Raw genomic sequence first — 13,259 nt, 5'->3', positions numbered from 1 at the left:
TAAACTGAACACGTAGTATTTAAATAGGTAGTTTTATTTAATGTTAAGTTTACGTTCAATAGTATTGTTGATTTTAGTAGTCACCACACAAATAAGTTTTGCAGAGAATGAGCGCAAGGACTTTTGGCAATTTCAAACAAGCGTCTATACTAAACATTTTCACCCAAACCCTGAACATAATAATCACCAAGAGCTAATAGGGATTGATTACAACCTTTCTTCTGGCTGGTTTTTTGGCGGAGCGACTTTTCGTAATTCATTTAGACAACGCTCTGTCTATGCCTACGCAGGTAAACGGTTTGAATTAGAAGACACCCCTTTTTATGCACGTATCTCAGGTGGTTTAATTCATGGTTATCATGGCAAATATCAACATAAAATACCCATGAATGGCACGGGAATAGCCCCTGCTATTATTCCGTCTATTGGCATTCAAGTAGATAGATTTAGTACCGAAGTTCTTTTATTAGGCTTTAATGCAATGATGGTTAATGTTGGTTTTAAACTTTAAAAAAAGGCTGCCAAAGCAGCCCAAAATTTATTAACCAATTTTTCTAATAAAATACTCAACTATTTGAGTATCCTTGGTGAGTTCAGGATGAAAAGCCATCACCAAAATATTACCCTGCTCCGCCATCACAATCTTATCTTCAACTGTAGCAAGCACTTTGACTCCCTCACCAACTGCCTGAATAAATGGCGCTCGAATAAATACAGCAGGAATTGTTTCAACAATACCCTTAACAGACAAGACCGCTTCAAAACTATCTACTTGTCTACCAAAACCATTACGCTCCACAGTAATATCTATTAATCCCAAAGGCATAACCTTGCCATCTGAATTAACGATATTTTTGCCACATAAAATTAGCCCAGCACAGGTTCCCATCACAGGATATTGTTTAGCAAATTGCTGAATCTTTTCATATAAGCCATGTTGCTGAATTAAACGACTAATAGCCGTAGACTCACCACCAGGAATAATCAAACCATCAATATTTGCTAAATCATCAACATGTTTAACGGGTACACCTTTTACTTGCAACTGCTCAAGCATTTGCAAGTGTTCAGCAATTGCACCTTGTAGTGCTAAAACACCAACGGTTTTCATCCTACCAACCTCTATCTTGCATCCGCTCTGCATCAGAAAGCCTAGAGATCTCAATACCTTTCATTGGTGTACCTAAACCTTTAGAGAGTTCAGCTAATAGCTTATAATCTTGATAATTGGTAGTGGCTTGCACAATAGCTTTAGCAAACTTCTCTGGATTATCTGATTTAAAAATACCAGAACCTACAAATACACCGTCTGCTCCCAAGCTCATCATTAACGCCGCATCTGCTGGAGTAGCCACCCCACCTGCTGCAAAGTTAACCACAGGTAATTTACCTAGTTTTTTTACTTCTTTTACTAGTTCATAAGGTGCGCCTATATCTTTAGCAAAGGTCATCAGTTCATCATCACACTTGTTTGCCAAAATACGAATTTGTTCATTTACTTTACGAATATGACGCACAGCTTCAACAATATTGCCCGTTCCTGGCTCGCCCTTAGTACGAAGCATAGACGCTCCTTCACCTATACGGCGTAAGGCTTCTCCTAAATCACGACAGCCACATACAAAGGGTACCGTATAGTCACTTTTCAATAAATGATATTGTTCATCGGCAGGCGTTAACACTTCACTTTCATCAATATAGTCAACGCCCATCGCTTCTAAAATACGAGCCTCTGCTATATGACCAATACGCGCTTTCGCCATCACAGGAATGGTCACAGCCTTCATTACCTCTTCAACAATGGTAGGATCAGCCATTCTTGCCACACCGCCAGCAGCACGGATATCCGAAGGTACACGCTCCAATGCCATTACTGCTACAGCACCTGCTGCCTCAGCAATTTTTGCTTGCTCAGCATTAATCACATCCATGATTACACCGCCTTTTTGCATTTGCGCCATACCACGTTTAACTGTTTCTGAACCTACAATTTTAGTTGTCACTCTCAGCACTCCTGTTATTTAACTAATTTTTAGAGTGTTCAGAATAAACTTTTCCATAAAATAAAAAACATCCAATTGGACTGTATTTATACCATCCAATTTATCTATAATATCCTTAGCCAATTCTTATGATCGAGTAAGCCTATGTGGGCATTAAACAATAATCCAGCAATCAAACAACCTATTTACAAACAGATTGTTAATCATATTGAACAAGCTATTGAAAATGGCCAATTGCAATCTGGGGAGCGGTTACCTTCTGAACGACAATTAAGCACCTTACTGAAAGTCAATCGTTCTACCATTATTCATGCTTTAGATGAATTAACAGATAGAGGCGTTCTTATTCGCAAAATCGGTAGTGGAACCTATGTGAATGAACAAAAATGGGGGTTACAAAGTTATCCCTTAATCAATTGGCAGGCTACACCAGAGATACTTTCGAAAAAAAGACAAGACGCATACTATCTACAAGCTAACCAGCTACGCCAAAAAGCACACAGCCAGCAACAACCTATATTAGATTTAGCCAATGGTGACTTAGCTAGCGATTTACTACCCACCCTTTCTTTACCTGAATTTTCATGGCAAGAATTACTAACCCATGAGCAAGGTACAGAAGCTGCACATTTAGGGTTAATTTCTTTTCGCCAAGCTGTAAAGGATTACCTACAAAAACGCTTTAAAATGACGGTAGCTTCTGAGCAAATATTAATTACCTCAGGCGCGCAACAGGCTATCTTTCTTATTACTCAAGGCTTATTAAAACCAGGTGATGCTATTGGTATTGAAGCGCCCTCCTACTTTTATTCATTACCATTATTCCAAGCAGCAGGCTTACGTATTTATGCCATTCCAACAGACCAACAAGGTATAACATTAGAAGGTTTAGAAAAACTACTTAATCAGCAATCCATAAAAATGATTTTTCTTAACCCTATTTTCCAAAACCCCACTGGTTTTGTTATGTCTGAAAATCGAAAAAAACAATTACTTAGCTACTGTTATAAAAAACGTATTCCAATCGTCGAAGACGATGCTTATAGTGCTTTATCCTTTAACCCCCAACTTGATACCTCACCCCTAAAAAAATTAGATAAACACCAACAAGTTATCTATATTGGCTCACTCTCCAAATACATTGGCAAAAATATTCGCGCAGGTTGGATGATTGCCCCCAAAGCTATCGTTAATAAATTAGCAGATATTCGGCAACAACTAGATGCAGGGCTTAGTGTTCTGCCACAACTACTTGCTGAACACTACTTAACAGAACATAGTAGTAAACATCAACAATACCTACAAACTGTATTAGCTAACAGATCGCAACAATTAATGCAGTGGCTTACGGAAAACTATCAACATAAATTAACTTTTCAACCACCATTAGGCGGTTTTCATCTTTACGCTCATTGTTTACAAAAAAACACTTATGACTTTAATAATTTACTGGATGAGCTATTACAACAAAATATTGTTGTCGCTAGAGGTACAGATTTTGGAGATACTCCTTACCATCTACGTTTTAGTTATGCTCACTTTAACATAGCAAGCTTAGCTAAAAGGTGATTTAATATACCTTTTACAATATCAAAATAATGGAGAGCTTAGCTATGTTACAGAGTATGACCGCATTTGCACGCCTTGAGTTATCTATTAATGAAGGGGTTTTATGTTGGGAAATTCGCTCTGTTAATCATCGTTATTTAGAACATAGTTTCAAATTATCTGAAACTTTTCGGGTTCTTGAATGGCAATTAAGGGATGTTCTAAAAAAAGAAATTTCTCGCGGCAAAGTAGAATGTATATTTACATTCTCCCCTAATGCTCAAAACAATCCTCTACAAATAGATGCAGAACGAGCTAAACAACTTGTTCAGGCTGCTGAGCAAATCTCTGAACTAACCATTAATCCCACACCAATCAATCCGTTTACTGTATTATCTTGGCCAGGTGTATTAATTAACGAACAGGCTAATCACGAATTATTACAACAACAAGCTATTGAGCTATTTTCTAAAACACTCAAAAACTTAAAACAAAATAGAGCAAGGGAAGGTCAAGAGCTACAACAATTACTAGATGATCGATTAACCAATATTGATAACGAAGTTAATAAGCTTCGCCCAATTATTCCAGAAATGCTTGATAATCAACGCCAAAAAATATTAACTCGCTGCCAAGAACTACAAACGGAAATCGATAATCAACGCTTGGAACAAGAACTGGTATTACTTGCACAAAAATCAGATGTAGCCGAAGAGCTAGATCGCCTACAAACCCACCTAACAGAAGTACGTCATACCTTTAATAGCAAAGAACCTTGTGGCCGTCGCTTAGACTTTTTAATGCAAGAACTAAACCGTGAAGCCAACACACTAGGTTCAAAAGCCTACGATACACGCACAACCCAAGCTGCAGTAAATATAAAAGTACTTATCGAACAAATGCGAGAACAAGTGCAAAATATTGAATAGTAATAATCAGCTAAAAATTGACTATCTTCACCAGCAATTTTGATTTCCTAAAGGAATATGATCACATATTCTTCGAGTTAGCTCATACTGCTGAACAAGTATTTGCCAGTGATCCAAATACCACCTTGATTAAATTACGCCAGTTAGGTGAAGCATTTGCTAAAGATATTGCTGCTCGATGTGGTATTTACTTTGATGATACAACCCCACAAGTCGATCTTATCCATCAAATTGATCGTGAGTTAAGATTAGACCCTACCATACGTAATCTTTTTCATACGATACGGGTAGAAGGTAATAAGGCTACTCATGAATTTAAAACCGAGCATAAAGAAGCCTTAAACGGTCTAAAAATGGCACGTAGTCTCGCTGTTTGGTATCACCAATCTTTTGGTAAAGAGGGTAGTAAATTTAATCCAGGCAGTTTTATTGCACCACCTGATCCTAGCCAAAAACTCCGTGAATTACAAAATCAAATTAACCAACTACGGGCAAGTAATGAAAAACTTGAAGATAACCAACAATTAGTAAACTTATTAAAAAAAGAAAAACAAGAATACGCCCTGTTAGCAGAACAAATGGATAAAGAAGCTCGTACACTTGCAGCACAAGTTAAACAGCAAGAACAAGCTTTGCAGAAACAACGAGAATCCTTTGAAACCCACATCAAACTCTTACAATTAGAACTGGTTGAACGAAACAAAAGTAATCCTCAACAAGCAGTAAGACAACAACAAATTATTAGCCATCAAATCAAAGAAGCAAATCAACAAGTTTTTTTAACAGAAGAATTAGCACGTTTAATAATCGATCAACAACTTGTTGAAGCAGGTTGGCAAGCAGATAGTTTGGAACTCACATGGGATAATGGCATTCGCCCTGAAGCAGATAAAAATAAAGCTATTGCTGGATACCCTATTTTTTATCAAGGCAATGCTGCTTATGCTGACTATATTCTATTTTGTGGTTTGACCCCTATCGCAGTTATAGAAGCCAAATGTGAGAATATCAATGTTGCAGATAAAATACGTCAAGCAGAAAGCTATGCCAAAGGCTTCCAAATTGAACCTCTTATGCAAGCACCTTGGCTATTAGCCCAACATAATCAGCCTTGGACTAGCAATGATAACACACCTTACATTATTCCTTTTGTCTACTCCAGCAATGGTCGACCTTATAATGCACAGTTAGAAGAAAAATCAGGTACATGGTTTAGAGACTTACGTACAACTAATAATTTAGCTCAAGCATTACAACACTTCCATACACCGCAAGGCTTATTAACTAAACTTAGCCATAACATCAATGCAGCTGAACAGGCTTTACAACAAGAAAAATTTGCTCAGTTATACCTACGAGGTTATCAACAAGCAGCCATTCAAGCAGTTGAAAACGCCCTCTTACAAAACCAGCGTAATTGTTTAATTGCTATGGCGACAGGAACAGGTAAAACTATTGTTATCAATGCGTTAATTTATAGATTTTTAAAAACCAAACGATTTAAACGTATTTTGATCTTAGTTGATCACGCTGCACTAGGTTTACAAACAACTGATATACTTACTAATACGCTTGATGAACAGTATCAAACCTTAGCAAAACTTTATCATTTAACCGAGCTATCAAAACATATTGATAACTTAACCAACCATCTACAACTGGCCACTGTACAGAGTATGGTAAAAAGTATTTTTGCCTCAGATACTGCTCCCTCTATAGATAGTTTCGATTGCATAATCATTGATGAAGCCCATAGCGGTTATATGTTAGAACAGGAAATGATAGAGGGAGAATTAGCTACGAGAGACGCGCAACAGTATATAAAAGAATACCAACAACTAATTAACTATTTTGATGCAGTTAAAATTGGCTTAACTGCCACACCAGTAAAACATACTACAGATATATTTGGAAAATCTGTCTACAGTTATTCTTATCGTGAAGCAGTAGCTGATGATTACTTAATTGATTATGAACCTCCTATTCTTTATCAAACAGAATTAACACAACATGGCATACACTTTAATAAAGGCTATAACATCGATATTATCAATGCTCAAACTGGTAATATTGAATCAACAGAATTAGCAGATGAATTGAGTTTTGATAGTGAAAGCTTTAATCGCTTAGTTATTAACAAAAGTTTTAATGAAATTATCTGCGAACAACTAGTTCAAGAGTTAAATCCTTTTGCAAAAGAAAAGACACTTATTTTTTGTGCTTCAGATCTCCATGCAGATATGGTTAAAAATTTGCTTGATAAGGCATTTAGCAAACTTTATCAACAATCATATGATCAAACAGCTGTTGCCAAAATTACCATCGGCAGCTATAACCCTAAGCAACTTATTACAGCTTTTAAAACAGAACGATACCCCAATATCGCTATTACTGTTGACTTACTAGCAACGGCAATAGAGGTGCCACAAATCTGCAATTTAGTATTTTTGCGCCATGTAAAATCTCGAATTTTATTTGAACAAATGCTAGGTAGGGCGAATCGCCGTTGTGATGAAATTGGTAAAACCGTTTTCCGCATTTATGATCCCCTTGGTATTTGTCAGTTTTTACAAGAGGTAACTACAATGCAACCCTTGCAAAAAACTGATACGCCCTTAATTAATTTACTAGAACAATTTACAGATAATAAATTTTTAAAAGATGCCCTAAACACTCCAAGTAATCTGCCTAATAAAACTCAGGCTGATGTACTGCTTGATCAGATATGCCAAAAAATCATGCGTATTCTTCGTAAAGCCAATTATCAAGCGGAACATGACAATGTTATTAAAGAAAAACTAAACGAAACAAGTAATACTTGGGGTATTGCACCCTATAAGCTAAATAACTATTTACAACAAATAGGCGCCAAAAAAGCCGCTGATTTTTTTAAAACACGTAAAAGTTTTTTAAAAGAATTACGAGAGATTAAACAATTACTAGCAGGTAATCACTACCAGATCATTTCTGAACAGGCAGATAAATTTATTAATCGTAAGCAACTGTATGGTCAATATAACAATCCAAAAGATTTCTTAGACAGTTTTACAACGTTTATTCAGGAACAAATTAAACACGTTAAAACGCTTAATAAAACGCTAGTTAAGCCTAACAATATTACCAAGGCTGAGTTAAAAGAAATCAGGTTGCTACTCGATAACGCTGGTTACAGTGAAACTAATTTACAAACTGCATGGCGCAACCAATATCACCAAATTATTGATGCTGGCTTAATAGGTTATATTCGTCATGCTGCAATAGCTGAACCTCTGATTCCTTTCGAAAATAGAGTTGAACAAACCTTACAAAAAGCACAGGCTTTATATAACTGGACACCTATTCAACGGCAATGGTTAAACCGTTTAGCTGAACATCTAATTTTTAAAGAAGTGCTAGATAGAAAATCCATAAACAAACGCATTAACCAAGCCTATGGCAGCTCTATAGAAAAGTTAGATCAACTGCTAAATGGCCAATTAAATGAAGTATTAAATACCCTAAAAAAACTTTGGCCAGAAAATACGCCATTACTTGAACAAGAACAACAAAATACAACTGTTATTCCAGAAACCAACACTAATCCCACTAGCAATAGTAGTTCATTGATAACACCACCTAAGATAGAGCAAAAAATGCTGGAAACTAAAAGTTTGTTAGGATTTATCAAACAATTTTTAAAGTTTAAATAACTTAATAGCGCCAACTCAGTATAAGCACACTATTTACTGTTTTATAATCATTTACAAGCTAAGTTGAGGGATAACAATGACTACTAATAATCTAAATTTAAGTAAGCTCATAATAGATATTCAACAGCAATTAAAAAATAATGCTGACCAGCATACCCAAGTAAATAGCCAACGATTCTTTAAAGAAACAATTACTGCTTATGGTGTTAAAACAGCTATAGTACGAAAAATCAGTAAGGATTTATTTAAACAAATTAAAGACTATCCCAAACAACAAATTTTTAAATTATGTGAAAAACTTTGGCAATCTGACTATATTGAAGAATCAATAATAGCCTGTAATCTCTCCTATTATTTACATAAAGATTATCAACCCAATGATTTTAAAGTTTTTGAAAAGTGGCTAAACAATTATGTTAATAACTGGGCCACATGCGATACACTCTGCAACCATACCATTGGTACTTTTATTGAAATGTACCCAGATTATATTCAGCAACTCAATAACTGGACACACTCTGCTAATCGATGGGTAAAACGCGGAGCCGCAGTAACCTTAATTATTCCTGCTAGAAAAGGGCTTTTCTTAGACAATATTTTTACCATTACTGATACATTATTAATTGATAAAGATGACATGGTACAAAAAGGTTATGGTTGGCTATTAAAAGTCGCTAGCCAAACACATCTACAAGCTGTATTTGCATATATAATGGCCAATAAATCAACAATGCCACGTACAGCACTGCGTTACGCTATTGAAAAAATGCCCACTGAACTCAAAGCGCAAGCTATGGCTAAATAAAACTAGTAGTTAAAATAATCATTTTAAGTTTAAATATATAATAAATACCCTTATATAGATTTATTAGAGTAAATTTTATTTAAATTGTGATTAACTGTTGTTGGCTGATTTATATGGCTATCTATGTAGATAATGTACGTGTACCCCATCGGGGTAAATTTTGGTGTCATCTAGTCGCTGACACATTAGAAGAATTACATAATTTTGCTAGATGTTTAGAAATTCCTCACAGAGGCTTTCATTACCAAGCATCTTATCCTCACTATGATATAACCATTGAATTAAGAGAAATTGCCCTCCAACTAGATGCAATTGCTGGTAACCGTAGAGATATTATTCGCTGCGCAAAGCAGCTAAAACAACAATTTAAAGATTCTTACTACTGATTATATTCTTGAAATTACTATTTTCTATCCATCTAATACAGATTACTAAGTTTATATCAACAAGATAAATGATATACTCCAACCCAATAAAGAATATGCAAGCCTATGCATACAGCCACTATAAAAATGTGATTACCTTATGACCTTACCTATTGAAGCAGTAAAAAACTATTTACTATCATTACAAAACGATATTTGCCAAGCCTTAGAGAAAGAAGATGGCAAAGCCAAGTTTATAGAAGAAAGCTGGGATCGACCAACAGGTGGTGGTGGTCGTACTCGTGTTATCAGTAATGGCGCCATCATTGAAAAAGGCGGCGTTAACTTCTCGCATGTTTATGGCCAAGGGCTTCCATCGTCTGCTACAGAACATCGCCCTGAATTAGCAGGTAGAGACTTCCAAGCAATGGGTGTGTCACTGGTTATTCATCCTGAAAATCCTCATATTCCCACCTCTCATGCTAATGTTAGATTATTTGTAGCGGAGAAAGAAGGGCATACACCCGTTTGGTGGTTTGGTGGTGGTTTTGACCTAACCCCCTACTATGCTGTTGAAGAAGACTGTATCTATTGGCATCAAGTTGCCTACGATGCTTGCAAACCATTTGGTGAAGAAACCTATCCTCGTTTTAAAAAATGGTGTGATGAATATTTTTATTTAAAACATCGTATGGAGCCAAGAGGTATTGGTGGTTTATTTTTTGATGATTTAAATGATTGGGACTTTGCAACCTGTTTTGCTTTTATCCAAGCTATTGGCAATGCTTATGCTAAGGCGTATATACCAATTATCCAACGTCGTAAAAATACTCCTTTCAACGAACAGCAAAGAGAGTTTCAAGCTTTTCGGCGTGGTCGCTATGTAGAGTTTAACCTTGTATATGACCGTGGCACCTTGTTTGGTCTACAATCGGGTGGTCGTACAGAGTCTATTTTAATGTCATTGCCTCCAGAAGTTCGATGGGGATACAATTGGCATCCAGTGCCTAATACGCCTGAGGCCGAATTAACAGAATATTTTTTAACAAATCGTAATTGGCTAAATATTTAATTTAAGAGTGAATTTGTAAATGGACCACTATGCTGTTTTCGGTAACCCTATAGCTCACAGTAAATCTCCTATTATTCATCGATTATTCGCACAACAGACCAATCAAAAAATAATTTATGAGCCGATTCTTGCACCTATCGATGGCTTTGCAACAGCGCTTAAAAAGTTTTTTGAAATAGGTCAAGGTTGTAATATTACTGTTCCCTTTAAACAAGAAGCTTATCACATAGCCAATGAGCTAACACCCAGAGCGCAGTTAGCAGGGGCAGTTAATACCTTAAAGAAGTTAGCCGATGGTTCTTTGCTTGGTGATAATACAGATGGTGTTGGATTAGTACGTGACCTAAAAAATGCTGGTATTAATCTAAAAGGTAAAACCATCTTATTATTAGGTGCAGGTGGTGCTGCGCGTGGTGTTATTGAACCTATCCTCAATGAACAACCACAACATCTCTTAATAGCCAACCGCACCTTAAATAAAGCTGAAACATTGGTTGGGCTTACTAAACATCTAGGCTATATCAGCGCTCATAGTTACGAAACCATAACAGAAACTGTTGATTTAATTATTAATGCCACTTCTGCCAGCCTTAGTAATGAATTACCTAATATCAATCCACAACTTATTCAACCTAAAAAAACTATTTGTTATGACATGATGTACAGTAAAGAGCCAACCGTATTTTGCCAATGGGGCAAAAAAAATGGTGCTGCTAAAACAATGGATGGTTTAGGAATGTTAGTAGAGCAAGCAGCTGAAGCCTTTTCCCTGTGGCGAGGCGTACAACCTAAAACAGATACCGTTTTAAAATTTCTTCGTCAGCAACTTATGAGAGACTAAGGCTATATTAATTGACAAAAAAATACCCAGCAAAAGCTGGGTAGAAACCGTGATTAGCCTGATGAGGAGACAAACCAAACAATCTTATACAGCAGATCGAACGCTTTGACTTGTCAGTTAATCTTGCGATCAACTTGGTTATATATTAACGATAATAATTATCATTTGCAAGTAATTTTTAAAATAATTAATATATCTTTCAAATAAACTAAATTATCTAAAGTAATATATTTATTTCCAAAGTTTTTTTAGACAAGCTGAATGGCTGAAAACAGTATCACTATACTGCTAAGCTGGCCAACAACGTATAAAAAACTTGAACAATTGTTATAAACAATTACAGTCTATCCTTAGACTAATATCTCTTATACCATGTGGGAAATAAATTGAACTCTGCTAGTTTTTAGTTTATCCAATCAACAATAATTAAATTTGTTCTAAATAAAGGGTAAGTTATGAGTAATATACGCAAAGAATATGATTCAATGGGTGAAATTGATGTACCTGCCGACAAATATTGGGGAGCACAAACCGAACGCTCTATCCATAATTTTAAAATAGGTGTTGATCGCTTTAAAATGCACCCTATTATTATTCACTCATTTGGTATTCTAAAAAAATCCGCAGCCTTAGCAAATAGAGACCTCGGTGAAATACCTACCGATATAGCAAATGCCATTGCCAAAGCAGCTGATGATGTTATTGCTGGTAAATTAAATGATAACTTTCCCCTTGTAGTATTTCAAACGGGCTCTGGTACTCAATCCAATATGAATGGCAATGAGGTCATTGCTAATCGTGCGGTAGAAATTCTAGGTGGGCAAATTGGTGATAAAAAAGTAGTTCATCCCAATGACCATGTAAATTGTGGCCAATCTTCCAATGATACATTTCCAACCGCTATGCATATTGCTGTTGTGCTAGAGTTGTTTAATAGACTTTTCCCTGATGTTAGCCAATTAAGAGATACACTACAGAAAAAAAGTGAACAATACAGAGAAGTGGTTAAAACAGGTAGAACCCATTTACAAGACGCGACCCCTATAACATTAGGTCAAGAAATTAGTAGCTGGGTAGCGCAAATTGACTTTGCTTTAGATACTGTAAAAAACACTCTACAAGGTGTTTATAGTTTAGCCATTGGTGGTACTGCTGTTGGTACAGGTTTAAATGCTCATCCACAATTTGGCGATCGTTGTGCTGCCAATATTGCAGAACTTACAGGACATCCTTTTATTTCATCTAAAAATAAATTCTTTTCTTTAGCGGCTCATGATGCGTTAGTTAATGTTTCTGCTGCATTAAGAACCTTAGCAGGTGCCTTATTAAAAATAGCGAATGATGTTCGTTGGTTAGCCAGTGGCCCTCGCTGTGGTATAGGCGAAATCCTTATTCCAGAAAATGAACCTGGTTCTTCTATTATGCCTGGCAAAGTAAACCCTACCCAATGCGAGGCCTTAACCATGGTATGTGCGCAAGTATTTGGTAACGATGCAACTGTGGCCTTTGCAGGTAGCCAAGGTAATTTTGAATTAAATGTTTATAAACCTGTTATGGTGCATAATGTATTAGAAAGTATTGATCTATTATCTGATGCTTGTTTATCGTTTAATGAACATTGTGCAGTAGGTATTGAACCTAATTTACCAGTTATTAAAAAGCATTTAGAAAATAATCTAATGCTAGTCACAGCACTTAATAAACATGTTGGTTATGACAAAGCTGCTCTTATTGCAAAAACAGCACATAAAGAAAACAAAAGCTTAAAACAAGTCGCTTTAGAATTAAAGCTAGTATCAGCAGAAGATTTCGATAAATGGGTTGATCCATTAGCGATGACTAATTTAAATAGAAGCTAAAATAGCTTAATAGCCCTTAACCACCCAATTAAGGGCTATTGGATCTATTTATTATTCCTTCTACAATAAAATATCCATATTCAATTAACTAATTCCCTTATAAACCAGTTATAATAATCAGTTTTCACACGGTTATATTAATAGGTTT

11 protein-coding genes are annotated in these 13,259 nt (G+C 35.9%); 9 read left to right on the top strand and 2 right to left on the bottom strand.

What is annotated here, in order from left to right; genetic code table 11:
• The first annotated feature begins 40 nt into the window (after positions 1 to 40).
• The gene (locus JHT90_RS00800) at positions 41 to 511 is read left to right on the top strand and encodes a sn-glycerol-3-phosphate transporter (protein ID WP_201092937.1); all 471 of its coding nucleotides are present in this window, start codon (positions 41 to 43) and stop codon (positions 509 to 511) included.
• Between the two features lie 30 nt (positions 512 to 541).
• On the opposite strand, the gene pdxT is transcribed toward JHT90_RS00800, so the two are convergent.
• Positions 542 to 1,111, bottom strand: coding sequence for a pyridoxal 5'-phosphate synthase glutaminase subunit PdxT (pdxT, locus tag JHT90_RS00795; protein ID WP_201092934.1), 570 nt, complete (start codon positions 1,109 to 1,111; stop codon positions 542 to 544).
• Position 1,112: 1 nt separating this feature from the next.
• Positions 1,113 to 1,961, bottom strand: a complete 849-nt coding sequence (gene pdxS / locus JHT90_RS00790; protein ID WP_201095702.1) for a pyridoxal 5'-phosphate synthase lyase subunit PdxS — start codon at positions 1,959 to 1,961, stop codon at positions 1,113 to 1,115.
• A gap of 186 nt (positions 1,962 to 2,147) precedes the next feature.
• Between pdxS and JHT90_RS00785 the strand changes: the two genes are divergently transcribed.
• The 8 genes from JHT90_RS00785 (at position 2,148) to fumC (ending at position 13,111) form a co-directional block, all read left to right on the top strand.
• The gene (locus tag JHT90_RS00785) at positions 2,148 to 3,572 is read left to right on the top strand and encodes an aminotransferase-like domain-containing protein (RefSeq protein WP_201092926.1); all 1,425 of its coding nucleotides are present in this window, start codon (positions 2,148 to 2,150) and stop codon (positions 3,570 to 3,572) included.
• Between the two features lie 44 nt (positions 3,573 to 3,616).
• Positions 3,617 to 4,480 carry a YicC/YloC family endoribonuclease gene (locus JHT90_RS00780; protein WP_201092924.1) on the top strand — a complete coding sequence of 288 codons (864 nt, stop codon included), beginning with the start codon at positions 3,617 to 3,619 and terminating at the stop codon, positions 4,478 to 4,480.
• A gap of 17 nt (positions 4,481 to 4,497) precedes the next feature.
• Positions 4,498 to 8,169 carry a type I restriction-modification system endonuclease gene (gene hsdR, locus JHT90_RS00775; RefSeq protein ID WP_201092922.1) on the top strand — a complete coding sequence of 1,224 codons (3,672 nt, stop codon included), beginning with the start codon at positions 4,498 to 4,500 and terminating at the stop codon, positions 8,167 to 8,169.
• A gap of 76 nt (positions 8,170 to 8,245) precedes the next feature.
• Positions 8,246 to 8,974, top strand: coding sequence for a DNA alkylation repair protein (locus JHT90_RS00770; protein WP_201092920.1), 729 nt, complete (start codon positions 8,246 to 8,248; stop codon positions 8,972 to 8,974).
• Between the two features lie 113 nt (positions 8,975 to 9,087).
• Positions 9,088 to 9,360 carry a DUF4031 domain-containing protein gene (locus tag JHT90_RS00765; protein WP_201092918.1) on the top strand — a complete coding sequence of 91 codons (273 nt, stop codon included), beginning with the start codon at positions 9,088 to 9,090 and terminating at the stop codon, positions 9,358 to 9,360.
• A gap of 139 nt (positions 9,361 to 9,499) precedes the next feature.
• Positions 9,500 to 10,411 (top strand): oxygen-dependent coproporphyrinogen oxidase, encoded by a 912-nt coding sequence (gene hemF, locus JHT90_RS00760; RefSeq protein WP_201092916.1) that lies wholly within the window; start codon positions 9,500 to 9,502, stop codon positions 10,409 to 10,411.
• Between the two features lie 19 nt (positions 10,412 to 10,430).
• Positions 10,431 to 11,252: a shikimate dehydrogenase gene (gene aroE, locus JHT90_RS00755; RefSeq protein WP_201092914.1), complete on the top strand. Its 822-nt coding sequence runs from the start codon at positions 10,431 to 10,433 to the stop codon at positions 11,250 to 11,252.
• A gap of 455 nt (positions 11,253 to 11,707) precedes the next feature.
• A complete protein-coding gene (fumC, locus tag JHT90_RS00750) occupies positions 11,708 to 13,111 on the top strand; it encodes a class II fumarate hydratase (protein WP_201092912.1) in 1,404 nt (467 codons plus the stop codon).
• Positions 13,112 to 13,259 lie beyond the last annotated feature (148 nt).

It is taken from the genome of Entomomonas asaccharolytica (genome assembly GCF_016653615.1).
In the GTDB taxonomy this organism is placed as follows: Bacteria; Pseudomonadota; Gammaproteobacteria; order Pseudomonadales; family Pseudomonadaceae; genus Entomomonas; species Entomomonas asaccharolytica.
Note: the sequence above shows the minus strand (reverse complement) of the source record. Positions and strands in the feature narration are given on the sequence as shown.